This window comes from Ralstonia sp. NFACC01 (assembly GCF_900115545.1).
Lineage (GTDB): Bacteria > Pseudomonadota > Gammaproteobacteria > Burkholderiales > Burkholderiaceae > Ralstonia > Ralstonia mojiangensis.
Genome location: NZ_FOWV01000017.1, coordinates 1 through 25,006, shown reverse-complemented (window position 1 = coordinate 25,006; position 25,006 = coordinate 1). Strand labels below are relative to the sequence as shown.

The window sequence follows — 25,006 nt, the reverse complement described above, 5'->3', positions numbered from 1 at the left end:
AACCCGGCACGAACGGCCAACGGAAATGAAGGAACGCCCCCATGTCGTCCGACCGAACTGCGTCACTGCAGCATTTCGCGTTCATGCCGCTGCCCAACTTCACGATGATCGCGTTCACAAACGCCATCGAAGTGCTGCGCATGGCGAACTATCTCAGTGGCCAAGAGCTGTACCACTGGTCCATTGTCAGTCCGGAGGGGGGCCCCGTCATGGCCAGCAATGGATTGGTGATCGACACCCAGCCCATGACGTCCATCGATCGGCCGGATATCGTCTTCGTCTGCGGCGGTATCGATGTTCAACGCGCAACGACCACTGAGCACCTCTCCACACTGCGCCGCGCCGCACGTGAGGGCATCGTCCTGGGAAGCCTGTGTACCGGCACGTATGCGCTTGCACGGTCGGGGCTGCTTGCCGGCTATGCGTGCGCGATCCATTGGGAGAACATGTCGGCGCTCAAAGAGGAGTTTCCAGAGACGCGCTTCCTCAAAGAACTCTTTGTGATCGACCGGGACCGCGTCACATGCACCGGCGGCGTGGCGCCGCTCGACATGATGCTGAACCTGATTGCCAAACGCGTGGGTACAGCGCGTGTCACGCAGATTGCCGAGCAGTTCATTGTCGAGCACGTGCGGGATACGGGCGCGCAGCAGAAAATGCCGCTCGTGGCGCGGCTCGGCTCGGCCAATAAATCGCTGTTCGAAGTCATCTCGCTCATGGAGAACAACATCGAGGAGCCGCTCTCGCGCGAAGAGCTGGCGCGCCTGGCAAGCATGTCGCAACGCCAGCTGCAACGGCTGTTTCGCGACCATCTTGGGATGACCCCGACGCACTACTACCTCACACTGCGTCTGCGCCGCGCGCGTGAACTGCTGCTGCAGACGGACATGTCCATCATGCATATCACGATGGCGTGCGGCTTTCAGTCGGCCTGCCATTTCAGCAAGAGCTACCGCGACGCGTTTGGCGTTGCACCTACGCGCGAGCGGAGGGCTCAGGCGGCTCCACTGGCCCGACCCACCACGCCCATTGGAGCGTCTGCGTTTTCCTCGTCCCCGATGTACGCCGCTTAAGGCGGGGGGGGGGGGGGCGGCCAAGACCAGAGCACCCTCGCGCCAGGAAAAGAAAAAGGCGGCCCACAAGTGGCCGCCTTTTTTCTTTGCCCAGAACCGATCAGGCAGCCGCAAGCAGCCCATGGGGGTCAATGACAAATTTGCGCGGCGCACCGCCATCAAATTGCTTGTAGCCGTCGGGCGCCTGGTCCAGTGAGATAACCGACACGTTGACGATCTCAGCGATCGGCAAACGGTTGTGCAGAATCGCCTGCATCAGATTGCGGTTGTACTTGAGCACAGGCGTCTGGCCGGTATGGAAGGAGTGCGACTTCGCCCACCCAAGACCGAAGCGGATGCTCAGGCCCCCATGCTTGGCAGCCACATCCTTCGCACCCGGATCATCGGTGACGTACAGGCCTGGAATCCCGATCGCACCGGCGGGCCGCGTAATTTCCATCAATGAATTCAGCACCGCTGCCGGCGCTTCCTCCGTGTGGCCGGAGCCGTGACCGTGCGCTTCGAAGCCAACGCAATCGACTGCGCAGTCAACTTCGGGCGTACCGAGAATCTCTGCAATCTGCTCGCCAAGCGTCGCGTCCTTCGACAGGTCGACCACTTCAAAGCCCATTGCCTTCGCGTGGGCAAGGCGTGCCGGATTCATATCGCCGACGATGGTGCATGCCGCACCAAGCAGACGCGCCGACGCGGCAGCAGCCATACCGACGGGGCCCGCACCGGCGATATAGACCGTCGAGCCCGGCTTCACCCCCGCCGTGACGGCACCGTGGTAGCCAGTCGGCAAGATGTCCGACAGGCACGTGAGATCGCGGATCTTCGCCATGGCCTGGTCGCGATCAGGAAACTTCAGCAGGTTGAAATCCGCATATGGCACGAGCACGTACTCGGCTTGGCCGCCGACCCATCCGCCCATGTCGACGTAACCGTACGCTCCACCTGCACGTGCCGGATTGACGCTCAGGCAGACGCCGGTGTGTTGCTCCTTGCACATTGCGCAACGCCCGCATGCCACGTTGAACGGTACCGATACGAGATCGCCAATCTGCAATGTCTCGACGTCGCGGCCGATTTCGACCACCTCGCCGGTGATCTCATGACCGAGCACGAGCCCCACAGGTGCCGTTGTGCGGCCACGTACCATGTGCTGATCCGATCCACAGATATTCGTGCTCACGACCTTGAGGATCACCCCGTGACCAATCGCGCGACCACTCGGGTCGACCATCTTCGGATAGTCGATGTTCTGCACCTCGACCTTGCCCGGGCCAAGATATACGACACCTCGGTTGTTGCTCATCGCCTTGTCTCCATGTCCTGTTGATTCGTGGCTGCCTCGCCGACCCTCGCGACCAGCGCGGTAGCGTCTTCGAGAGTAGCGGCGCGGACCCGGGTATCGATGTGCAAAACACGACGCGTGCTTGGCTCACGCCGACATCGCAACGCAATGCCACAGCTGCCATGGCGGATTTGCGCAGGCTGGCGACGTTTTCCTGCCAGAGCGGTCATGGATAACCGCGTCTACTGAAGATCCGGGCCCTCCAACAACCTCCAACAGGGCTCGTTCTTTATGAGGACGCCATGCCAACCACTTTCCCCGTCTTTCCACAGGCGAACGCCGCAGCGCGGCTCGAACGCCTGCCGTTCTCCGGCTATCACAAGCGGATCTTCATCATCATCGCGATTGCATTCTTTTTTGATTCCGTCGATCTGGCCACGATGACCTTCGTGCTCGGCTCCATCAAAAAGGAGTTCGGGCTGTCCACCGCCACGGCGGGCCTGGTCGCCAGCTCAAGCTTCTTTGGGATGGTGATCGGCGCGGCGGTTGCCGGGCTGCTAGCAGATCGATTCGGGCGCCGGCCCGTGTTCCAGTGGAGCATGGTGTTGTGGGGCGTCGCGTCATATCTGTGCTCGACCGCACAGAGCGTTGAGGCGTTGATCGCCTGGCGCGTGCTGCTGGGCATCGGCATGGGCATGGAGTTTCCCGTGGCGCAGACGCTGCTCTCCGAGTTCGTGCCCGCAGCAAACCGCGGGCGCCTGATCGCGCTGATGGACGGCTTCTGGCCGCTGGGGTTCATCACCGCGGGCATCGTGTCGTACTTCGTGCTGCCGCAGTTCGGCTGGCGGGCCGTGTTTGCGCTGCTCGCGGTTCCGGCCTTCTTCGTGCTGATCGTGCGCCGCGCGGTGCCGGAGTCGCCGCGCTGGCTGGAACACGTGGGCCGCAACGCGCAAGCCGACACAGTCATGCGTGGCATCGAAGCCAAGGTGATGCGCTCGATGAACATCACCACGCTGCCCCCGATCGTTCAGCGTCCCGCGGCTCAGCCGGTGCGCCAGCACAGCGCATTGCGAGAAATCTGGAGCGCCGCATACCGCCGCCGCACGACAATGGTCTGGCTCTTGTGGTTCTTCGCGCTCCTGGGCTTCTACGGTTTGACGTCGTGGCTGGGTGCGTTGCTGCAGCAGGCGGGTTTTGCGGTCACGCAATCGGTGTACTACACGGTGCTGATCTCCCTGGGCGGTGTGCCCGGATTCCTATGTGCCGCCTGGTTGGTTGAACGCTGGGGACGCAAGCCGACCTGCATCGCGTCGCTGCTGGGTGGTGGTGCCATGGCCTATCTGTACGGCCAAAGCGCGCTGTACGGTAACAGCGTCACGCTGCTCGTCTGCACTGGCTTGGCCATGCAGTTCTTCCTGTTCGGCATGTGGGCAGTGCTGTACACCTACACGCCCGAACAATACGGAACGGGCGCGCGTGCAACGGGCTCCGGCTTCGCGTCGGCCATCGGCCGGATCGGCTCCTTGATCGGACCTTACGCGGTCGGGGTTGTGCTGCCCGTGTTCGGCCAAGCCGGGGTGTTTACGCTGGGCGCGCTGTCATTTGCAGCTGCAGCGCTGGCGGTGTGGGCACTCGGTATCGAGACCCGTGGCGTGGCGCTGGAAACCTTGGCATCAGAAGAAGCCGCCGCTGAAACTGCAACGTACTCCACCGCTGCAGACAACGTCTCATAAGTAAAAGCCCGGCCCTGCGTCATACGCAAGGGCCGGGCGACTTGCCTGCGGCGCGGTATCAGAACTTGTGGCGAAGCGCGATGCGAGCCTGGAATTGACTTGCCGTGGACGAGGCGTTTGCTGCTCCAGGCAGATCCGCCAGATCCAGTGCCGTCCCAGTCTTGCCGCCGGAAACACGCAGATAGGCGCCCTGGAAGTAGATGTCCGTGCGCTTGGAGAAGTTGTAGTCCGCCATCACCCCAAAGGCATGCACCTTCGGCTTGGCTTCGCCGGACGAGGCATGGAAATTCTCCAAGGTGAGCGTATACAGCGCCCCGGCATAGAACGCAGGCGTGAACTGGTACTTGAAGTTCGCCTCGATGTTCTGGAAGCGCAGCGAACTCAACGTCCCGCTCGCCGGCAGGATCGACCCGGAAATGTACTCGGTCGATTGCGGTTGGCTCAGATTCGAATTGGAATAGGCCAAGCCGGCCGTCGCTGCGCCGAACGTGTAGTTGATACCGGCACCGAAGATGCGCAGACGGTTGGCGAGGAAGTTCTGATCGCCGCCGTTGTTGATGGCACCGCCTGCCGTGGATGACGGGTTGTCAGCCTGCAGGTACGCGGCCGCCAGCAGCAACCCGCCGTTTGTATATTGCATCCCGGCGCTGTACTGGCGATTCTTCGCGAAGCTCGTATCGTCGCTAAAGCTGTAGGTGCCACCAAACTGGAACCCGGACAGGACCGGGCTCGTGTATTTCACGGTGTTGTTGACGCGGAACGAATAGATGAAGTTGTCGTTGTCATACGGGTGGCCGAACATGGTGCCACCCCAGTTCCCGGCGGCCGTGGTGGGCGACAGATAGTCGATCACCGAGTCATACTGCCGCCCAAGCGTGACGGTGCCGAACCGATTGTCGGAGAGCCCAACGTATGCCTGGCGCCCGAAGAGCAATCCGCCTTGCCCGGCTCTGCCGGTATCCACGTTGAACCCGCCTTCAAGCTGGAACAGTGCCTTGGCGCCACCACCGAGGTCTTCGGCACCCTTCAGCCCCCAGCGGCTGCCTTGCGCAAAACCGCTGGCCATTTCAACCAGGCTCTTTCCACCAACATTGTTGGTGTAGTTGATGCCTTCATCGATCACGCCGTAGAGCGTCACGCTGCTTTGTGCGAAGACCGGCGCGGAAAACATCAATGCAATACCGGAACCCAGCGCTGAGCCCAGTGCGATTTTTTTCATTGGATTTCCTCCTCGTATTGTGGAATCGCGCCGCAGCCATGCCCATCAGCAAAGACAGCAGCGGCTGTTTACGAGAGTAGTCTCCGGGGCTGGAACGCTTGATGCTAAACGCGACATGGGCTTGAACGCCGCCGCCATCTGCACCACGGCGGGGATCAGACGGGCCGTCCGCCGCGCCGCAGATAGTCGGCACGTGTCCATTCGAGCGCCACGCCAACGCGTTGCGTACCCGGCCGGATCTTCGGCTTATGCACTGCCAGGGTCAGCGTACCGAGCGCCGGCCACTCACGGAATGAGAGGTCGGCAAGCTCGGCCGCCAGCGTCTCCAGAAGCCGTGTGTGCGGCTTGCTCGAGAGGTACGCCGTTACGCGTGCGCAGTAGCTTTCGTAGTTGATCCAGTCGCTCTCTTCGCTCGGCTCGCAACCGTAGCCAAGACGCGCATCGATCACGATAGGCTGCGGGGCCGCGTGTTCGTGTGGATGAATTCCGATCCGGACAGGCACGGTCAATGCATCGACGAACACGCTCCAACCCCGGCCAGGCAGGAGCGGTACATCGACCGCGGCAAGCGATTCGCTAAAGGCGGTGTCGATGGGTTTCATGCCGTCAATGGCGCGGCCGCGTCGAGCATGATGCGCACGAAGTAGTCGGCAAAACTACGCCGGACGACGATCTCATACACATCATTGCCGGTCGGAACCAGCACGATCGACGCCTTGAAGTAATGCGACTGCGCACACTGCCCGGGCTTGAATACGCGCGGATGCAGGTCGAGCGGGCAACCGCGGGCCAGGACATCCCGCACGCAATGGCCGCTGATCTCGACCACGGTGTAGCCACTGCCGACATCCACGGCCGCAGCGTACGAACCCCGCACGGCCTCGGCCAGCTTTGCCTCCAGCACCCCCGCCTGTACCGGCCCGATCGAGCGCACAAGCCATTCGTCGGGGCCAAGCCATAGCACGTCGTACTCCGTGCTGCGCGCCACCGTATTGGGATCGGCCGGGGGCCGGCAACCCACCACCCCCTGGAACGCGGCAACGAACGCCGGATCGTTCAGGTCGCCGCGCACGTTGACCAGATCGAGAAAGGGCCGCTCGCGGAACGCAAACTTTTCGGGTGCACGGTTCTGCCGGGTCTTCAGCAGGTCGACCGCGCCAATAAACGGCGATTCAAGTCGTGCGCTCGCAATGTTGCTCATCTGCGCTTCAGTTCTGGATTCATTCCACATGTTGGCGCACCCCTTCCGTATCGTAGAAAACCGGGCTGGAAACCTTCGCGGTGACGCGCTTGCCATTGGCCAGCGGAATCACCACGCTTTCGCCCATCTTGTTCAGGCCACCCTTGACCACTGCCAGCGCAATCGAACGGTTCAGGATCGGGCTGTAGTAGCTCGAAGTCACGTGGCCGATCATCGGTGTCGGTTCCAGCGCGGACACCTGCGTGCCGTTGGCGATAATCTGCGCCCCTTCGGGCAGCACAAACTGAGCGTCGTCGGTCAGCAGGCCGACAAACTGCTTGCGACCCTCCTTGGCGGTATCGGCGCGCGCAAGCGACCGCTTGCCGAGGCAGTCCTTCGTCTTGGCGACCATACCGCCCATGCCCAAGTCGTAAGGGGTGATGGATCCATCCGTGTCCTGGCCGACGATGATGTAGCCCTTCTCGGCACGCAGCACGTGCATGGTTTCGGTGCCGTATGGCGTGATGTCGAACTCGGCACCCGCCGCCATCAGCGCTTCCCACACAGCGCGGCCTGCATTGGCCGGCACATTCACTTCGTAGGCCAGTTCGCCCGAGAAGCTGATCCGCATCACGCGCGCCCGGGCGCCCGCCACGGTGCCGTTCCGGTAGCTCATGAACGGGAATGCCTCGTTGCCGAAGTCGATGTCCTGGCAGACCTTTTGCACCACCTTGCGGCTGTTCGGGCCAACCACCGCGAACGTCGCCCAGTGATCGGTGACGGACGCGAGCCGCACCCTCATGTCGGGCCATTCCGTTTGGAGCCAGCGCTCAAGCCAGGTCAGTACGCGAGCCGCGCCACCGGTGGTGGTGGTCATCATGAAATGCTGATCGGCCAGGCGCACGGTCACACCGTCGTCGAACACCATGCCGTTCTCGTCGAGCATCAACCCATAGCGGCACTTCCCCACTTCGAGCTTGCCCCACGGGTTGGTGTACATCCAGTTGAGAAGCTTCACAGCATCCGGCCCCTGGATGTCGATCTTCCCGAGGGTGGAGGCATCCAGAATGCCAACGCTGTTGCGCACCGCGAGGCATTCCCGCTTGACAGCCGCGTGCAGGTCTTCGCCCTTCTTCGGGAAGTACCAGGGGCGCTTCCAGTTGCCTACATCTTCAAACAGCGCACCGTGCTCGGCGTGCCATTCGTGAATGCAGGTCTTGCGGACGGGGTCGAGAAAATTGCCCAATTCCCGCCCTGCGAACGTGCCGAACGACACCGGTGTGTAGTTGGGCCGGAACGTGGTCGTGCCGGTTTCCGGGATCGTCTTACCAAGCGCCTGCGCGAGAATGGCCATCCCGTTGATATTGCCGAGCTTGCCCTGATCGGTGCCGAAGCCCATGGCCGTATAGCGTTTGACGTGCTCGACCGATTCGAAGCCCTCGCGCGCGGCAAGCAGGATGTCGGTCACCGCAACGTCGTTCTGGAAATCGACGAACTGCTTCGGCCCACGTGTTGCAGAGTTGGTATCCCCGATGAGCCACAGTGGTTGGAGCGGGGTCTCCTTCACGTCGGTCACCTTGGGTGCAACAGGGCGCTGCGCAGCCGCGAACCCGGCAATCTTTGCCGCCTCGGCGCCTGCGTCCACGGCAAGCTTCAGGGCCTCTGCAAGCGCGAACTTTCCAGCCGCAGCGCCCACGCTCACTTCGGCTTGCATGGGCTTGCCGGGTACGAAACACGCCTTCCCATCGTCCCACTGCGCCTTTCCGCCCGATTGGGCGAAGAGATGCAATACAGGACTGAATCCACCCGACGTCGCGACAATATCGCAGGGCAGCGTTTTGATCTTCTCGCCGACTTTGCCGCCGTTGTAAGCCGCCACGTCGGCCGCCGACACGCGCATCTGCGCCGGGGCTGCCATGACAACGCCACCGCTCGTGTTTGAGTACGAGACAACATCGACCGACGATACGCGCCACTTGCCGGAGGCCGTGGTGACGACAGCGCCGTTCATCACAACCACGCCTTGCCGTTTCGCTGCGGCCGGCAGTGCACCCTCCGAAGACGCTCGCGAATCCACCACCGTGACCTTCGCACCGCACGCCTTCAGATCCAGCGCGGTTTGATATGCGCGATCGTTGTTTGTGAACACAACGGCTTCCCGACCGGGCAACACACCATAGCGATGGATGTATGAGGAAACAGCCCCGGCGATCATCACGCCCGGAAGATCGTTGTTACCGAACACGAGCGGGCGCTCGTGCGCGCCGGTCGCCAGGATGACGCGCTTGGCGCGAACCTTCCACAGCAGCTCGCGCGTGCCCTTGCGCATCGAAATCGGCAGGTGGTCGGTGAGGCGCTGCGTCACCGTCAGGAGGTTGTGATCCTGATACCCGAACGCCGTGCTGCGTTTCAGGATGGTCACATCGGGCAGTTTGCGCAGTTCGGCCTCGATCTTCTCCACCCATTGCAGCGCGGGCTTGCCGTCGATCTCTGCGCGACACGAGAGCAGGCTCCCGCCCAGCTCGCGCTGATCGTCCACGAGCATCACACGCGCGCCTGCCGTGGCCGCTGCATATGCAGCAGCCAGACCGCTTGGGCCACCGCCCACCACCAGCACATCGCAATGCGCATAGCACTTGTCATAGCGATCGGCATCGCGCATATCAGGCGCCTTACCCAGACCTGCCGCCCCGCGAATCTTCTCTTCGTATTTCGGCCACATTTTGCGCGGCCACATGAACGTCTTGTAGTAGAACCCGGCCGGCAGAAAGCGCGAGAACTTCTGATTGATCGCATAGCGGTCGTTTTCCAGCGAGGGCTCCGCGTTGACGCTGCTGGCAACGAGACCCTGATACAGCTCGACCTCCGTCGCACGCGCGTTCGGCACGCTGTAGGGGCCGGCCTCAAGCTGCACCACTGCGTTCGGCTCTTCCACGCCTGCGGTCATGATCCCGCGTGGGCGGTGGTACTTGAAGCTGCGCGCCACAAAATGCACGCCATTCGCCAGCAGCGCCGACGCGAGCGTGTCGCCCTGGAACCCCTGATAGGTACGGCCGTTGAACGTGAATGTCAGCGGAATCGCACGGTTGATACGGCCCCCCGTACCGAGACGGTCTTTCTGGCTCATTTGCTCGCCCCTTCTTGCTTTGCGTTGACATCGGGTTGACTGCCAGCCTGGCCAGGCTGGGCGCCAACAAATTTTTCGTAGCCCTTGATGTCGTATGAGACGGTATCGCGAGCGACCTTGAACCAGCGGCGGCAGCCCTGGGTGTGCAGCCATTGTTCACGCGCAACGCCACGCGGGTTCTCACGCATGAACAGGTAGTCGCCCCATTCGCGATCGGTCAAATTTTCGGGTTCGAGTGGACGTGCGATGTCAGCCTCGCCCCCGCACGAGAACTCGGATTCGGCGCGCGGCCCGCACCACGGACATTCGATCAGCAACATGGTTTTTCCTCGTGGTGATGGCAATCAATGGGCGACGGCGGCGGCGCCGTGCTCGTCGATCAGGTGGCCCGTGTAGAAGCGATCGAGCGCAAATGGAGCGTTCAATGGGTGCGGCTCATCGCGCGCGATGGTGTGTGCGAATACCCAGCCTGAACCCGGTGTCGCCTTGAAGCCGCCCGTGCCCCACCCGCAGTTGAAGTACAGGCCCTTCACATCGGTCTTGCCGATGATTGGGCAGGCGTCAGGGGACACATCGACAATGCCGCCCCACTGGCGGTTCATGCGCACGCGCGAGAACACCGGGAACATCTCGACAATGGCCTGCAACGTACTCTCGATGACATGGAAGCTGCCACGCTGCCCAAAGCCGGTGTATTGGTCGATACCGGCGCCGATCACGAGATCGCCCTTGTCGGACTGGCTGATGTAGGCATGCACGGCATTCGACATCACGACCGTATTGACCACCGGCTTGATCGGCTCCGACACCAGCGCCTGCAGCGGATGGCTCTCCAGCGGCAGGCGGATGCCGGCCATGTCGGCCAGCGTGGTCGTGTTGCCAGCAGCAACCACGGCCACTTTTTTGGCCTTGATAAAGCCCTTTACGGTCTCCACGCCAACCACCGCACCGCCTTCACGCCGAATGCCCGTCACCTGGCAGTTCTGGATGATGTCAATGCCGGCCCGATCTGCGCCACGCGCAAAACCCCACGCTACCGCGTCATGCCGCGCGACACCGCCACGGCGCTGGAACGAGGCACCCAGCACCGGGTAGCGCGCGTTCAGATTGATCGTCGGCTCGATTTCCTTGATCTGGGCGGGCGTCAGAAACTCAGCGTCAACGCCGTTGAGCCGGTTTGCATTGACGCGACGCTCGGTATCACGCACGTCCTGCAGCGTGTGGGCGAGGTTCATCACGCCTCGCTGGCTGAACATCACGTTGTAGTTCAGGTCTTGCGACAGCCCTTCCCACAGCTTCATCGCCTTTTCATAGAGCGCGGCCGATTCGTCCCACAGGTAGTTCGAGCGCACGATGGTCGTGTTGCGGGCTGTGTTGCCGCCACCGATCCAGCCTTTTTCCAGCACCGCGACATTGGTAATACCGTGCTCCTTGGCCAGGTAGTAGGCAGTGGCAAGACCATGTCCGCCGCCGCCGACGATCACAACGTCGTACTCGCGCTTCGGTTCCGGGCTCTTCCACTGCCGCTCCCAGTTCTCGTGATACGAGAGGCCATTTCGGAACAGGCTGAATATCGAGTAGCGGCTCATTTTGAATAGACCTCTTCGTTAGCATTCGATAACGTTCACAGCCAAACCGCCGCGCGACGTTTCTTTGTATTTCGTTTTCATATCGGCACCGGTCTCGCGCATCGTCTTGATGACGGAGTCGAGTGACACGTAATGCTGGCCGTCGCCCTTGAGCGCCAGGCGAGAGGCGTTGAGGGCCTTGATCGCGCCCATCGCATTGCGCTCGATGCATGGAATCTGCACCAGCCCTCCGACCGGGTCACAGGTCATACCGAGGTTGTGTTCCATGCCGATTTCAGCGGCGTTCTCAACCTGATCGGGTGTACCGCCCATCACCGCAGCAAGCGCGGCCGCCGCCATCGAGCAGGCCACGCCCACCTCGCCCTGGCAGCCGACTTCTGCGCCGGAGATCGACGCGGTCTCTTTGTAGATGATTCCGATCGCCGCAGCGGTCAGCAGGAATTCGACGATGCCGTTGTCGTTCGAGCCCGGCACGAACTTCACGTAGTAGTGGAGGACGGCGGGAATGACGCCGGCGGCGCCATTGGTCGGCGCGGTGACGACACGCCCGCCCGCTGCGTTCTCCTCGTTGACGGCCATCGCGTACAGGTTGACCCAGTCGAGCATCGAGAGCGGGTCGCGCAGCGACTCTTCCGATCGCGAGCGCAGACGTGTATTCAGCTCAGCCGCACGGCGCTTCACGCGCATCGGGCCAGGAAGCTCTCCCTTGGCCCCACAACCGCGCTCCACGCACGCCGCCATCGTTCGCCAGATGGTCAGCAGGCCGGCACGAATCTCGTCAGGAGAGCGCACCGTGCATTCATTGCGGAACATCAGTTCAGCGATTGACAGACCGTGCAGGCGGCACTGCCGCATCAGGTCGTCGCCAGTGCGGAATGGATACGGCATCTCGGCCGTCGCACGCACACCGTTCAGGCGATCGCCATCGCGGTTCACGACAAAGCCGCCGCCGACCGAGTAATACTCCTTCTCGACCAGCAGCTGGCCGTTGTCGTCGAACGCCTGAAAGCGCATGCCGTTCGGGTGCACGATGCTGGTGCCGCTCATCAACTTTCGATAGAAGCCGATGTGCTCTTTCTCGTCGAAACGGATGGCATGCCTACCAAGCAGCGACAGCGACTTGGCCGCCCGGATTGCGGCAAGGCGCGACTCGATCAGGTCAGGGTCAATCAGATCCGGCAGGTTCCCCTCCAACCCCAGCAGCACGGCCTTGTCGGTGCCGTGACCCTTGCCGGTCGCGCCGAGTGACCCGTACAGTTCCACCCGCACGTGCTTGACGAACGCCAGCAGGTTGGTGTCTTCAATATGCGAGGCGAAGCGGCACGCGGCAATCATGGGCCCGACCGTATGCGAGCTGGACGGCCCGATGCCGATCTTGAATAAATCGAAGACGCTGACGTTCATCTGGTCGCCTTTGCGGATAGTCGCGTTGAATGACGTTGGACGTCAGTACAGCAAAGGTCGAAGTGGATCGATAGAACAAAAACGGCATTGGCATGGGATGCTGCCGCCAACTGCATCCGGCATGTCGGCTGCGGGCGCTTTGACGATGATTTGTGGCGGAAATCGACAAGTCCGCGTGCGGCAAATGAGCGACGCTGAGCCCATTGAAGCTTCACAACGCTGCTTCCTCCTGCGGTTGTGGTGTGCGCTGCACCAACGACCGCCGTGCCGGGAGTCGCCAACTTGACTTGCGGTGATGAACTCTGACGTGCAGGCTTCGCCCCTCTCCGAACCGGCACCCAAACGCATCCGGTTTGGCATCGTGCTGCTGCCGAACTTCACGCTGACCGCGTTCTCGGGGTTCGTTGACATGCTGCGCCTGTCCGCAGATGACGGCGACTACAGCAAACCAGTGCGTTGCGCGTGGAGTGTGATCGGGGAAACGCTTTCCCCCGTGCGCGCAAGTTGCGGGATCCAGGTCACGCCGTGGGAAACCTTCGACGAGGCCGAGCCTTTCGACTACATCGTCGTCGTGGGAGGGCTGCTGCATTCAGGACCGCAGGCCAGTCAAAAAACGCTGGAGTTCATCCAGCATGCAGCCGGCTCCGGTGCAACACTCGTCGGTATTTGCACCGGCGTGTTTTCGCTGATGCGCGCGGGCGTGCTCGACGGACATCGCACGTGCGTAAGCTGGTTCCATTACTGGGATTTCATTGACCGGTTTCCATCGGCCGACCCGAATCTTCTGATTGCGGACCGGCTATTCGTGATCGACAGACGGCGGATCACGTGTTCCGGTGGACGGGCGTCGATCGACGTCGCCGCGGCAATCCTGCTGCGCCACTTCGATCACGCGACCGTGCAAAAGGCCCTGCGGATACTGCTTGTGGGCGAAATGCAAAAGGGCAATGCGCCACAGCCGCAACCGACAGGTCTCGAACCCGCAACACATCCAAAGGTCAAGCGCGCCATCCTTCTGATGGAACAGCACATTGGCCGCGCATTGCCATTGGAGGAACTCGCCCGCAAGCTTGACCTGTCAGCCAGGCAGCTTGAACGACTGTTCAAAGCCGAAACAGGCAAGAGCCCGCAGACATTTGCGAAGCAGATCAGGCTACGCACAGCCGCCTGGCTACTGACAAGTTCAGACCGCGGGGTTGCAGACATCGCGTTCAGTTGCGGCTTCGCTGACGCCTCGCATCTGGGCCGCGAGTTCCGTAAGCAGTTCGGTATGCCGCCGGCAGCCTACCGAGACAAGGGCACAAATCCAGACGACCCCGCACGCCATGATGGCGACGTCGCTACAACGCCGGAGTCGGAGGGCGATTTGATCTCGCTGGCGCAACATGTCATGCCCGGCCCGTCTCCCGCTGTCAGTGCGCTATTGCTCCCCACCCATCGAGTTCCGGAGATGCGCTAGCCCTTGGGCGTATTTCCGCCGCGGCCAGACAAAAACTCTGTACCAAGGAACGCCCGTTAGCGCGGCCGCCTGGCGGCACGACGGCCCGTGGACGCCTCGAACCAGAGCGCGGGGTGACTGGCTGCTCCGTCACGCACGGGCCCTCGGACGCTACCTGTTGCCGCTGGATTTATCGCTGGACTGAGCAGGTGTGGCGGGCTTCGGCTGGGCCTTGTGCTGCCCAAACAGCTTGCTGGACAGGGTGCCGGACTTTTTGGGAGCAGAAGCAATACCCGCCTTCGCATCCATTTGCTGTTTCAGTCGCTCCAGATGCGCGCGGGTGTCGTCGGGTCGCGAACGCGGCGGTGACATGGCCAGCATGTCGGCAAGCGACGGAGATCGCTGCTCGCGCGGCGGGACGGTAAGCGGTTCGCGGTCAGCCTCTTCGTGCGCCGGCTCGATTTCGGATCGCGCACCTTGCACGCTCTGATACGGCGGCGTGCCCGATGACCCCTGGCGCTGCATCGGGCGAGGCGATGGAGGCACGCCGGTTGGGACATGAGTCGCCGCCGGAGGCTCTGGTGTGCTCTGATCTTCCTTCAACTGCGCTTCATACTCCTTGAGCAGCTTGGCGTCGATCGTATCGAACACGATCTGCCGCTCGACCTTGAGCCCGGTGTTCTGCGTCAAGCGCAGCCCCGCGTTGACGTTGAATCCGTCAGCCTCACTGTATTTTTCATAAGCGCGCAAGCCAATCGGCATCCAGGAGTTGGGGGCGTTGATCGTCTTGGTGTATGACGCGGCGAGCTGCTCGTGCAGCTTTGTCTCGCTTTGCGGCGTCACCAGCGAAAGCTGCTGCAGATGGTTGAGCGTTTTCGCAGCGTCCGCGGTGAGTGCCCGGCGCACAAAGAAGGCGTTGTATGGGGTGTCCAGCAGACGCGCGGTATCGAGATTGTCATTGACGGCCTTGAGCCCCTTTGCTTGGCCGCCATCCGGATCGTTCCGGTGCGGATAGGCAAAGAACTTGACCCACTCCTGCTTGGTGGCTTCGACATAACGGGCGTAGTCGTGGAAGCTGTCGAATTCGAAATCGGCTACAGACTTTGTCGGCAGCACATTGTCCCGATCGATCGCCAGGCGCAGCTTCACGTTCGTGCCGCGCTCCTTGACCACCGCGCCGCCACCGAACAGGTCGGCCGAGGTGTTGCCGATCGTGCCCGTCACTGCTGACGTAGTGAGCCCAAGATTGATCTTGTGCCGGCTCAGTTTTTGCTCGCGCAGGTTAGCAATCCGGTATGTGCCGGTGGCGTCGAGCTGCTTGAATGTCGACAGCCATTGCTTCTCGAACGAGTAGCCGAGGCTGGAGCCGAGCGCACCTGTCTCCTGCCTGCTCGCGCGGTGTTGGCTGGGGTTCAGCAGCTTGCTGACGGATATGCCGATTCCCACTGACATCTCGCTGCGATGCGCGCGCGTCTTCTGGTTGATCCAGCTGATCGAAAGATCGTGCTCGGCGTAGAACTCGCTGGCAAAGGCGTGGAAAAGCGCATCGGCATCTGGCATGCCTTCGGGAGATCGGCGCCGGGCATCCGCGGCCGAGAACATGAAGTCGGTGACGCGCGAGAACAGCGCGCGGACTTCCGCATCTTTAGCCGCCGTCCGGCGCGGGATGCGGACCATGATACCGGTGGCGTCCGTGCGCTCGTGCTCGTACGGATTCACATCAACGTTGGCGCCAGTGCGGCAGCATTTGAACAGCTTGGCGCCAAAGAGACAGCCCGCGCCGATGCGCCCACGGTGCCGCTTTTCCGTGCCGATAAACAGCTCGGCAGCGTGCACAGGGTACGACATGGAGACCGCCGCTTCACGCCCCTTCTCATAGCGCAGATCGACACGGGCATTGCCGGCAACCGGAACGCCAAGCAGCCGCTTCTTCGCTTTGACGAGCGCCTTGGTAATGCCCTTGGTACTGAAGCCGCCGGTGGTGCCGCGACTGAACCGGACCGTGTTGCCACCGGGAATCGTCTTCAGGTAGTCCACCAGCATGGCGCGCACGCTGTGCTGCGATCGGTCAGCCGGGGCCAGCGGCGGCGCCGTGGCAATTTTCCGGGCGGCTTCCATTGCCTTCTGAAACGGTTCGGCCCGCTCGACATTGAGGAAGTTCGCAAGCGCATGCAGGTCTTCAAAGCCAAGGCGGACATTGCCAAGATGCTGCCTGACGCTTGCAATCGCCTGTTCCAGGGCCTCCGGCGAACCCGACGTCACCTTGTGTGCGGCGTCTTCAGTGAACCTGCGAATACGCTGCTCGACATCTTCCGGCAATGCTGCGGGCGAGAGTTCGCGGCCCAGCACGAGTTGATGCCCCTGGCGGCCGGCCTTGTGCTCGGGCAACCAGTCTTCAAGCGCGACGCGCAGGGCGATCCACTGGCAATGGGTGTCGCTCAACGCATTTGGGCGATGGGAAGTCCCTTCCCCGGCTTCAGTCTCTGCCGGCGGGGTGCTACCGCAAAGGTGCTCCATTTCAACAGCGACGGCCTGCACCACCTCGTCGACCGCCGGTTTCGCGAGCTCAGCCAACAACGCTTTCTGCTCGTTCGCCAAGACCGCGCGATCGCCCTGCGCCATGCCATTGCGCGCGGCGGAGAGCGGCGATTTGTGGTTGCTTGGCAATGTCGCGCGCCGGTCGTTGTCCATGCGGTCGACCCATGCAAGCGACTTGAACAAGCGAGCCTTGAACTGGCTCAATTCGGAACCCGGTGCATCGTCGGTGAAGCCGTTGCGCCACGCGACCAGATCACTCTTTTCAGCGGCGCTCAAGGTTGCCGGACCGACACCGTGGATGAGCTTTGCGCTTGCATCGCTCACGCGCTGGGCGAAGTTCGTCGCGCTCGACACGGCCTCGTGCGGAGCGAGCCGCGCTGCAATCAGCGCCTCCGGCGTGGGCTTGGCCTTCAGCGCGGTGGCAATCGCAGCGCCGGCTTGCAGATGGACGCGCAGGTTGCCTTGATCCGTGGCGCCAAGATTGCGGTTGCCCGTGGCGGCGAGCATGGCCTCGAAATTGCCGGTGGTCGCGGCATGCTGTAAAGCGCCCCACGCAACGGCCCGCCCCGATTCGGCATGCTTGAGCTGCTGGTCGTGTGCGTGCAGATGAGCCGGCGTCGAGACAGCCGCAATCATCGCCTCCTGCGCGTCGCGTATTTTCTCGACGGTGTGGGCGGAGACTTCAACCGCACCCTTTTGCCCGTGCGCAGGCGGTTGCGAGCCGATTTCATCGGCCACCGCTTCGAGCGTGGCCAGGCATGCGGCAGCCGCCTCGGCGTTGTGCGCATCGAACTGCGCGTGGCTCTCGCGCACCCCCGGCCAATCGGCGAGGGCCTGCGGCGCATGTCGTGCCGCCCCCCGCATGCTGATGGGGAAATCTCGCACCGTCTGGATGAAGGCCTGCAGCGCCTTGACATCGATTGCGTGGGATGGTGCCGACGACGACTCACCCCCCGAACCCGCGCCCGTGGTGCACCGGTTTGCCATCAAGGCCTCGCGCGTCTGCTCCAGCGCGCCCCGCAGGGCAAGGATATGAGAGTCGCGCGATGTCTCGGAATGCGTTTTCGCGTTACCGATTTCGGCACCCAGGTCCGCATGCTTCAGATAAGAAAAGACGTCGCCGTTGAGCGTTGTGGCGTTGCCCGGATCGAGACGCTCCTTGGCCGACACGAGCGCCAGCGATACCGCCATGGCGACGGCGGGCGAATGTGCCGTGGCCATCTCCCGGACTCCCGCAACGAATGCCTCAGGTTCGCTGCTGACTTTCGCAGCCAGCGCTTGCCCTTGCGTCGACTCCCAGTAGGCGATGACATCATCGACGTGCTGCAGCGCCTGCGCCGGTTGCGGCTGACCACCGTAGAGACTGGCGCTGGCATTGGTGATCGCAGAAATCTGGGTGCGCAACCCCGTCATTGCCTGATTGAGCGCCTGCTCCGTTCTGCGTGCCGAGCCAGAAGGACTACCGGGTTGCGGCGCGTCACCGCGCGCGGCGGCCATCCGCGCCGCAGATTGCTTGACGTGCGCGAAATCACGCAACGTGGTCGGTCTGCCGGCCCGCGAGTGCGCGCTAAACGGCGTGTTCCAATCGAGTCGACTCGCGCCGTCCTTTGTTACGCAGCTGAATGTGCTTTTGACTTGCGCACGCAATGCCTTGCCCACCCGCTTCACTACACCGACGTTGGTCTGCGGTGTGCCCGGCAGTGCAGGTGGCGCCGGGGGTGCCTTCTTCAAGCCGGCAAGTTCGCCACGCTGGCGAGACGCCTGTCTGTCAGGCGTGGATGGCGTATTCGTCTCGCCGGCCACCGCCTGTGACGACGAAGGTGTAGAGACAGAGGCACCGGACGAGATGCGGGGCAGTTTGAGTGGCATGGGTCAGCAGAGTGCATTGAACCAGGTTGGAACGCGTTCAAGTCTGCTTGCCCCACAATGTGGCCGGCGTGCACCATCCGAATGCGTGGCATCCAAAGCGAAGCTTGTCGAGCCACCAAGGTTGAGCGAGCAACCCGGCGGCAGGCCGAAGCGGGAGATGCGCTTGGTTATGCCAACGTGGCCCTGCGACTCACTCAGTTCCGTAGCGGTGGAAGATTGATGCCTGCATCGCGCAAGCGCTGCCACACCTTTTCTTTGTAGACAAAGAGCGGTGAACTGCGCGACGGAGCCTTGTTGGAGAGCGAGAGACTCAGCGGGTTGCGTGCGTCGCCGTTTTCGTAGTCGAAGCGCGCACCCAACTCGATCAGGCACCAGACCACATCCCAGTCCATACCCAGAGCAGCCTTCGTAATGATGGGATCATTGGAGCGGTCGCGCGCATCGAGATCTGCACCAAACGATTTCATCACCTGCAGGCCCTCAATGTCGTGCGAGTTTACAAACCGCATCAGCACTGGGTCCCCATTGGGGCGACGGGTGTCGGGACGACCACCAGCTTGAAACACGGCCATCATGATCTGTCGCCCGTGAGGCTTGGCGCGGAAGTTTTCAACGGCCAGGCCGACTGGCGACGCGCCGTCTTTCGCGGTTGCATTGGGATCAGCGCCAGCGTGCAGCAGTGTCAGCACTGATTCCATCTTTTGACGATCGACTGCAATCATCAATGGCGAGACACCCTGTTTGTTGACGGCGTTGATCGACGCTCCATCGGCAAGGGCACGCGCAATCGCCGAGGGGTCGTTCACGTGGATGGCTTCCTCAAGAGCAGCGTCCGGACTGGAAATGAAGTATACGGGGCGTGTAGAGGGCGTGGCGGCGTAGCTGGGGAAAGCGGCCAAACAAGCGATGAAGGCTGCGCCACCCAGCGTTGCGGCAACAATGGCGCGAAGCAGCAGCGTATGCGTCATGGACGACTCTCCAGAGTCACCGGCCACAATGTGCGTCTCAGTTTCGGCCGGCGGGATGTACCCCATGGGCTCAAGCATTCGGATGTCGTTGATCTAGCGCGCCTATTGCAGGGTGGTCTGGCTCCTGCGGCGACCATTAATGTATCGCTTTTATTTAGTCTCCATTTGAATGCTTCGATCTGAAATCACGCTGCACCACTGACAGCATCGTCAGGATGCATCGGGCATGTATGCACAGCTCGCGACCAGCCGCTGTCATCTGGATTGGCTGCACGTCACGATTCACCAACGGAACGCTCGCCCACTTCTCCAACGACTGAATTTGCCTGGACAAGGCCGGTTGTGAAAGACAGCGCTTGCGTGCGGCGTGGGAAAAGCTTCGTGTTCCCTCAAGTGCAATAAGTGCCTCCAGCCATTTCATTTGCATCGTCGAAACAAACTGCGCCAGTGATGATCAGGGAATGAGATCTCAAGCAGAAACGGAAACGCACTCCGACGGCGTCTCACTGGCCAAAGCCAGTTTCTCGGGCTGGGCCAGGCCCACACAATGTCGCGCCAGCACGGCGGTGGGATCCACCAGCACGACGGATTTGCCGTTGGCCAGTGCAAACGCTGTCGTTTCTTCGTAGATGAGCGGCAGTTCGGTGCAGCCCAGGATGATCACCTTGGCGCCGGCCAGTGCGAGGTGCTCGATCGCCTCGCGCAATGACTCGCGACATGCGCCATCGACATAGCCGGCCTTCACACCATGCTCACCGTAGATGGCAGACATAACGCGTTCCTGGAACGGTTCTGAGGGCGCCATCAGCGTGATACCGGCTGCCTGGGCAGCCTCGTGATAGACGCCGCTTGCGATCGTGCCGGAGGTCGCCAGCAATCCCACCGGCCGCACGGTGCCGTACTGCGAACGGATAAAAGCGATCGTTTCTGTCAGCATGTTCACGATCGGGATCGCCAAGTAAGGCTGAATGTCCTGGACGAACGCGTGTGCCGTATTGCATGGGATAGCAATTGCGCTCGCGCCCTCAGATTCGAGCCGCTTGCACGTCGCGTAGAGACTGACTGTCGGGTCAGCCTCCTGATGCAGCAAGTGTGCGGTGCGGTCTGGAATCTGAGGGTTCTGCTCCACGACCATCTTGATGTGGTCTTGGTCTCGGCTCGCTGGCGTGCTGCGTACAACTTTGTCCATGAAATCAACCGTGGCTGCCGGACCGACACCGCCGACGATACCCAGCTTGAATACACGGCGTGGCCCCGATGCAGTGAATGACACAGCGTGCTCGGCATAGATGGCGTTGCCGTCCAGCACGGGGTAGCCGCGGCGCTGCAGCACCTGGCAAACCAACGACAGCTCAGTCACCCCCGGAAGGATCCACTCCACGCCCTGCCGCTGCAGGCTTTCGCACGCATGCGCCAGGTGCTCGACGGCGTGACCTTCCAGCTTGCCTGCCTTGACACCGTCCTCGCCGTAGATGGCGTTCATGACGAAGGCTTGGTCGAGGCCGCCGGGATAGACGATGTCGTAGCGATCTGCAAAGTACCGCTCGAACAAGCCGGATCGCCGCACAAAATCCGACGCGACCACACCCAGCACGGCCCCTTTTGTGGCGATGCGGTCCACGTGCCGCCGCAACGCCGCCATCATGTCGACAATGGGCACAGTCAGCTCGCTCTGCAGTTCCTCGCGGAAGGTGTGGCTGGCGAAGCATGGCAGCAGGATGGAGTTCACTTCTCGCTGCGCAAGCGACTGGCACATCTGGAACACATACAGCTTGCGTGCCGTCATGCTGCACGTCACATTCAGCGGTGCACGTACATCCCGAAATGGATGCTGCTCGAATAGGAAGTGGAAGGCATCCTGCTCCGCCAGCACGGGCTCGCTACGTACCAGTTTGAAGAACAGATCGGCTCCGGCCAGCGACCCGAGTCCACCAATCACGCCAAATGTGTGCCGTTTCATGGTTGTCCCCCAACCGTCACACCGAAGGCGTGGCCGAGGTTGCGTGGCTGGGCTCCAACTCGCTCGGCTGCTCCGCCTGTTCGTACTTCGCCACCACGGCGGTGGCCAGGCTGTTGCCGATCACGTTGGTGGCCGTGCGGCCCATGTCGAAGAACTGGTCGATGCCGATAATCAGCAGCAGACCCGCTTCCGGCAGGTGGAACATCGGCAGCGTGGCCGCCACCACCACCAACGAGGCACGCGCCACGCCGGCCATGCCCTTGCTCGTGAGCATCAGCACCAACAGCAGCGTCAGTTGCTGGGTGAAACTCATCTGAATATTGTAGGCCTGCGCGATGAACAAAACCGCAAACGCCTGGTACATCATCGAGCCATCCAGGTTGAACGAATACCCCAGCGGCAGCACGAAGCTGGAGATGCGCTTGGGCACGCCAAAACGGTCCAGCGCCTCGATCGTCTTCGGGTAGGCGGATTCGCTGCTCGCCGTAGCAAACGCCAGCATCGTCGGCTCGCGAATCAGCCCCAGCAAGCGGCCCAGCGAACGACCCAGCAGCACGTAGCCGACAAAGAACAGGATTGCCCACAGCAGCGCCAGGCCCAGGTAGAACTCGCCGATCAGCTTGCCGTAGGTCCACAGCACGCCCACGCCTTCCACGGTGATGGCGGCGGCCATGGCGGCAAATACGCCCAGCGGCGCAAAGCGCATCACATAGTCGGTAATGCGGAACATCAGCTTGGTCAGCTCCTCCAGGCCACGGCCGATCACGCTGTCCATCGGGTTCTTCATGGTCGACAGCGCGGCGCCGAAGAACAGCGAGAACACCAGGATCTGCAGGATCTCGTTGGTGGCCATGGCCTCCACGATGCTGCGCGGGAACACGTGCGTGATGAAGGCCTTGAGCGTGAAGTCGCCGGTCTTCAAGGCTGCCGTGGCGGTAGCTTCCGGCAGCGGCAGGTTCATGTACACGCCCGGCTGGAAGAAGTTGACCAGCAGCATGCCCAGCGCCAACGACGTGGCCGACGCACACACGAACCACAGCATTGCGCGCAGACCCACGCGGCCGACCGACCTGCCACCGCTCATGCTTGCCAGGCCTGTCACCAGCGTCGAGAACACCAGCGGCGCGATGATCATTTTGATCATGCGCAGGAAGATGTCCGTGATGATGCTGAAGTACGAAGCGATGTCCTTGGCCGCCGCGGCGTCCTTGGCGTATTCGTGGCAGCCCCACCCGACGGCAATGCCTAGCAGCATTCCGAGACTGATATGGGTGGTCAAGCGTTTGGTGTTCATGTTTCCCCCTTTTTGTGCACGGCCGGCCGCTCCGGCTCAATGCGCTGTCTCTGTGGCTTTCTTCTCGTAAGTCGCCATCCCGATGCTGCCCATGTTAGGCAAACAGGCCCCACTGGTTATGAGGATGTGGACTGGGCCTATGCGCATTCGGAATACTTTTCGCGCTGATGCGATCCATCATCTAGGGCATGCAGGAAGCGATATCGGATCGTTACTCGGCCGGCCACGCCCCTAATGAGCAAGGCTCGGAAAAATGTAGCTGAGCTAGGCAATCCGGAGCGGGACAGAAAACAGATGACGTCCGTCTAAGGGCGCTCCGAGCACAACTTTCGGCACTCAAAACACACCATGCCGAAGTTGCGCTGTCGCATTCGTCGGAGTCTTGCTGGCGACATGGCAAAGGCAACCGACTCTTTTGGGGGAGGAAACTAGCTATGCCACTGTTGTTCTCACGGGCGCGACCAATCGCAGCGCCAATTGTCGTCTTGCTGTCTATCTTTGCGCCGGGCCTCGCTCTGGCCTCTTCCACGCCGGTCCTCGACCGCATCCGCGATACGGGCACCATCCGCCTCGCATACCGCGAGAGCTCCGTGCCGTTCTCGTTCTACGACACCGACAAGAAGCCCGTTGGCTATGCCATGGACCTCTGTCTGCGCGTGGTCGACAAACTGCGCACCGACCTCAAGCGGCCGGACCTGAAGGTGCAGTACGTGATGGTGACGCCCTCCTCTCGCATCCCGACCATTGCCGAGGGCAAGGCCGACCTCGAATGCGGCTCGACCACCAACACGCGTGAACGACGCGAGAAAGTGGCATTCACCATCCCGCATTACATCGCGGGCAGCCGGATGATCGTGAAAACATCGTCGGGCATCCTGAAGTGGGACGATCTGCGCGGCAAGACTGCGGTGTCCACCAAAGGCACCACTAACATCACCGAACTGCGCAAGGTGAACGATGCACGCGTGCTGGGCATGAAGATTCTCGAAGCAAAAGACCATGCCGAAGCCTTTGCCATGGTTGAGAACGGCAAGGCCGATGCTTTTGCAATGGACGACGTACTGCTTTACGGGTTTCGCGCCAACGCCAGGAACCCGGGCGACTACGCCGTCGTCGGAGACATGCTGACGGTCGAGCCCTACGCAATCATGCTCAGCAAAGACGACGCTGAGTTCAAGCACCTGGTTGATCGCGCGATGACCAACATCATCCTCGACTACGACGCCGAGAAGCTCTACAGAAAGTGGTTCCTGCAACCGATTCCGCCCAACGGGGTGAGGCTGGACATCCCGATGAACTTCCTATTGCGCGACTCGTTCAAGTATCCGAGCGACAAGACCGCCGATTGAGTACTGAATCGAATATTTCCCATGGCCCCCCTTTGGTGCCACCGATGCATTCTTTGCATAGCGCTAAAGCCGGGGGGGCCTTGGATCGATTAGCGTGTAACCAGCCGGGCCTCTCTGCCGGCGGCACCTCACCGATACTTCAAGAGGCTGTTCATGTTTGCTTCCATTCGAACGAAGATTCAACTGGCGTGTGTGACCATCGTGGTCTGCGCGCTGGTTCTGGCGGGCGGTCTCAATTATCTGGTCGCACAGGCTCACAATGAGCAGGCCATCCAATCGAATCTGCAATCTGTCGCAAACGGACACGCAACGGGTATCGACGACTGGATTGCCAGCAAACTGCAACTGATCGTCGCGCTTCAGGATGCGGCGCTGTCAGACGATCCGGTTCCCATGTTCCAGACCGTAGCCAAGGCGGGTGGACTGATCAAGGTGTATGTCGGCTACCCCGACAAGTCGTACAAATTCTCGAACCCCGAAGGCATTCCGCCGACGTATGACCCGACTGCACGCCCCTGGTACAAGCAGGCCGTGGAGGCCGGCAAGCCCGTGGTGACGCCGCCGTACGTGAGCGCGAGCACCGGCCAGCTCGTCGTGACCTTCGCCGTGCCCATCCTGGAAGGCGGCAGTCTCAAAGGCGTGATCGGCGGCGACGTGGCGATGGACAGCGTGATCGCCAACGTGAAGGCCATTCATCCGACACCGGCCAGCTTCGGCTTCCTCGTCAACGCGGCTGGCAAGATCGTCGCGCACCCGAATGACAAGCTCACGCTCAAGCCGGCGACCGATCTGTCGGCAGGCCTGAACGAAGCCACGCTGGCATCGCTGGCGCAGGCGGAGAAGCCGGTGGAAGTGTCGGTGGATGGCGCATCCAAACTGCTCTACCGCCAAGGCGTAAAGGGCACCGACTGGGGCCTGGTGGTGGCGCTGGACAAGTCCGACGCCACGGCCGGCATGCGTTCGCTGGTGATGACGTCGATTGGCGCGCT

18 protein-coding genes are annotated in these 25,006 nt (G+C 61.9%); 5 read left to right on the top strand and 13 right to left on the bottom strand.

Annotated features, from left to right (window positions below; genetic code table 11):
• Nucleotides 1-41: 41 nt before the first annotated feature.
• Complete coding sequence (locus BM136_RS24460) at nt 42-1,073, top strand: GlxA family transcriptional regulator (RefSeq protein ID WP_092976939.1); 1,032 nt, start codon at nt 42-44, stop codon at nt 1,071-1,073.
• 100 nt (nt 1,074-1,173) lie between these two features.
• Here the strand turns inward: BM136_RS24460 and fdhA are convergent, their stop codons facing one another.
• Nucleotides 1,174-2,370, bottom strand: a complete 1,197-nt coding sequence (gene fdhA, locus BM136_RS24455) for a formaldehyde dehydrogenase, glutathione-independent (protein WP_092976936.1) — start codon at nt 2,368-2,370, stop codon at nt 1,174-1,176.
• A 281-nt stretch (nt 2,371-2,651) separates the two neighbouring features.
• Here fdhA and BM136_RS24450 point away from each other — a divergent pair, with 281 nt between their 5' ends.
• Nucleotides 2,652-4,082 (top strand): MFS transporter, encoded by a 1,431-nt coding sequence (locus BM136_RS24450; RefSeq protein WP_092976933.1) that lies wholly within the window; start codon nt 2,652-2,654, stop codon nt 4,080-4,082.
• A 58-nt stretch (nt 4,083-4,140) separates the two neighbouring features.
• Here BM136_RS24450 and BM136_RS24445 read toward each other — a convergent pair whose 3' ends face one another.
• From BM136_RS24445 to BM136_RS24415, 7 genes are all read right to left on the bottom strand, one after another.
• A complete protein-coding gene (locus tag BM136_RS24445) occupies nt 4,141-5,301 on the bottom strand; it encodes a porin (protein WP_092976930.1) in 1,161 nt (386 codons plus the stop codon).
• A gap of 155 nt (nt 5,302-5,456) precedes the next feature.
• Entirely contained in the window at nt 5,457-5,903 is a 447-nt protein-coding gene (locus BM136_RS24440) for a dihydroneopterin aldolase (RefSeq protein ID WP_092976927.1), read from the bottom strand.
• Complete coding sequence (locus BM136_RS24435) at nt 5,900-6,532, bottom strand: sarcosine oxidase subunit gamma (RefSeq protein ID WP_092976924.1); 633 nt, start codon at nt 6,530-6,532, stop codon at nt 5,900-5,902. The genes BM136_RS24440 and BM136_RS24435 overlap by 4 nt, the downstream gene beginning before the upstream one ends.
• Nucleotides 6,522-9,608 carry a 2Fe-2S iron-sulfur cluster-binding protein gene (locus BM136_RS24430; protein WP_092976921.1) on the bottom strand — a complete coding sequence of 1,029 codons (3,087 nt, stop codon included), beginning with the start codon at nt 9,606-9,608 and terminating at the stop codon, nt 6,522-6,524. Before BM136_RS24430 ends, BM136_RS24435 begins: the two co-directional genes overlap by 11 nt.
• Nucleotides 9,605-9,928, bottom strand: a complete 324-nt coding sequence (locus tag BM136_RS24425; protein ID WP_092976919.1) for a sarcosine oxidase subunit delta — start codon at nt 9,926-9,928, stop codon at nt 9,605-9,607. Before BM136_RS24425 ends, BM136_RS24430 begins: the two co-directional genes overlap by 4 nt.
• Before the next feature lie 24 nt (nt 9,929-9,952).
• Complete coding sequence (locus BM136_RS24420; RefSeq protein ID WP_092976916.1) at nt 9,953-11,197, bottom strand: sarcosine oxidase subunit beta family protein; 1,245 nt, start codon at nt 11,195-11,197, stop codon at nt 9,953-9,955.
• A gap of 18 nt (nt 11,198-11,215) precedes the next feature.
• Nucleotides 11,216-12,601, bottom strand: coding sequence for an L-serine ammonia-lyase (locus tag BM136_RS24415; RefSeq protein WP_092976914.1), 1,386 nt, complete (start codon nt 12,599-12,601; stop codon nt 11,216-11,218).
• Between the two features lie 295 nt (nt 12,602-12,896).
• Here BM136_RS24415 and BM136_RS24410 point away from each other — a divergent pair, with 295 nt between their 5' ends.
• Entirely contained in the window at nt 12,897-14,060 is a 1,164-nt protein-coding gene (locus tag BM136_RS24410) for a GlxA family transcriptional regulator (RefSeq protein WP_092976911.1), read from the top strand.
• 150 nt (nt 14,061-14,210) lie between these two features.
• Here BM136_RS24410 and BM136_RS24405 read toward each other — a convergent pair whose 3' ends face one another.
• From BM136_RS24405 to BM136_RS24385, 5 genes are all read right to left on the bottom strand, one after another.
• A complete protein-coding gene (locus BM136_RS24405; protein ID WP_139219414.1) occupies nt 14,211-18,074 on the bottom strand; it encodes a hypothetical protein in 3,864 nt (1,287 codons plus the stop codon).
• A gap of 566 nt (nt 18,075-18,640) precedes the next feature.
• Nucleotides 18,641-19,414: an ankyrin repeat domain-containing protein gene (locus BM136_RS24400; protein WP_175537216.1), complete on the bottom strand. Its 774-nt coding sequence runs from the start codon at nt 19,412-19,414 to the stop codon at nt 18,641-18,643.
• A 154-nt stretch (nt 19,415-19,568) separates the two neighbouring features.
• Nucleotides 19,569-19,835, bottom strand: a complete 267-nt coding sequence (locus tag BM136_RS25785; RefSeq protein WP_175537215.1) for a LysR family transcriptional regulator — start codon at nt 19,833-19,835, stop codon at nt 19,569-19,571.
• A 48-nt stretch (nt 19,836-19,883) separates the two neighbouring features.
• Entirely contained in the window at nt 19,884-21,374 is a 1,491-nt protein-coding gene (locus tag BM136_RS24390) for a cysteate racemase (protein ID WP_092976899.1), read from the bottom strand.
• A gap of 16 nt (nt 21,375-21,390) precedes the next feature.
• Entirely contained in the window at nt 21,391-22,668 is a 1,278-nt protein-coding gene (locus BM136_RS24385) for a dicarboxylate/amino acid:cation symporter (RefSeq protein WP_092976896.1), read from the bottom strand.
• 434 nt (nt 22,669-23,102) lie between these two features.
• On the opposite strand from BM136_RS24385, the gene BM136_RS24380 reads away from it, so the two are divergent.
• Together BM136_RS24380 and BM136_RS24375 are read left to right on the top strand one after the other, a co-directional pair.
• Nucleotides 23,103-24,017, top strand: a complete 915-nt coding sequence (locus tag BM136_RS24380) for an amino acid ABC transporter substrate-binding protein (RefSeq protein WP_092976893.1) — start codon at nt 23,103-23,105, stop codon at nt 24,015-24,017.
• A gap of 153 nt (nt 24,018-24,170) precedes the next feature.
• A partial coding sequence (locus BM136_RS24375) for a cache domain-containing protein (RefSeq protein ID WP_175537214.1) occupies nt 24,171-25,006 on the top strand: 836 nt, incomplete at its 3' end.

Excerpts from the sequence above, each read along its gene's own strand:
- BM136_RS24415 (WP_092976914.1), bottom strand. The coding sequence starts at position 12,601 with ATGAACGTCAGCGTCTTCGATTTATTCAAGATCGGCATCGGGCCGTCC.
- BM136_RS24450 (WP_092976933.1), top strand. The coding sequence starts at position 2,652 with ATGCCAACCACTTTCCCCGTCTTTCCACAGGCGAACGCCGCAGCGCGG.
- BM136_RS24405 (WP_139219414.1), bottom strand. The coding sequence starts at position 18,074 with ATGGCCGCCGCGCGCGGTGACGCGCCGCAACCCGGTAGTCCTTCTGGC.
- BM136_RS24400 (WP_175537216.1), bottom strand. The coding sequence starts at position 19,414 with ATGACGCATACGCTGCTGCTTCGCGCCATTGTTGCCGCAACGCTGGGT.
- BM136_RS24410 (WP_092976911.1), top strand. The coding sequence starts at position 12,897 with ATGAACTCTGACGTGCAGGCTTCGCCCCTCTCCGAACCGGCACCCAAA.
- BM136_RS24380 (WP_092976893.1), top strand. The coding sequence starts at position 23,103 with ATGCCACTGTTGTTCTCACGGGCGCGACCAATCGCAGCGCCAATTGTC.
- BM136_RS25785 (WP_175537215.1), bottom strand. The coding sequence starts at position 19,835 with ATGAAATGGCTGGAGGCACTTATTGCACTTGAGGGAACACGAAGCTTT.
- fdhA (WP_092976936.1), bottom strand. The coding sequence starts at position 2,370 with ATGAGCAACAACCGAGGTGTCGTATATCTTGGCCCGGGCAAGGTCGAG.
- BM136_RS24420 (WP_092976916.1), bottom strand. The coding sequence starts at position 11,197 with ATGAGCCGCTACTCGATATTCAGCCTGTTCCGAAATGGCCTCTCGTAT.
- BM136_RS24445 (WP_092976930.1), bottom strand. The coding sequence starts at position 5,301 with ATGAAAAAAATCGCACTGGGCTCAGCGCTGGGTTCCGGTATTGCATTG.
- BM136_RS24385 (WP_092976896.1), bottom strand. The coding sequence starts at position 22,668 with ATGAACACCAAACGCTTGACCACCCATATCAGTCTCGGAATGCTGCTA.
- BM136_RS24440 (WP_092976927.1), bottom strand. The coding sequence starts at position 5,903 with ATGAAACCCATCGACACCGCCTTTAGCGAATCGCTTGCCGCGGTCGAT.
- BM136_RS24435 (WP_092976924.1), bottom strand. The coding sequence starts at position 6,532 with ATGTGGAATGAATCCAGAACTGAAGCGCAGATGAGCAACATTGCGAGC.
- BM136_RS24425 (WP_092976919.1), bottom strand. The coding sequence starts at position 9,928 with ATGTTGCTGATCGAATGTCCGTGGTGCGGGCCGCGCGCCGAATCCGAG.
- BM136_RS24430 (WP_092976921.1), bottom strand. The coding sequence starts at position 9,608 with ATGAGCCAGAAAGACCGTCTCGGTACGGGGGGCCGTATCAACCGTGCG.
- BM136_RS24390 (WP_092976899.1), bottom strand. The coding sequence starts at position 21,374 with ATGAAACGGCACACATTTGGCGTGATTGGTGGACTCGGGTCGCTGGCC.
- BM136_RS24460 (WP_092976939.1), top strand. The coding sequence starts at position 42 with ATGTCGTCCGACCGAACTGCGTCACTGCAGCATTTCGCGTTCATGCCG.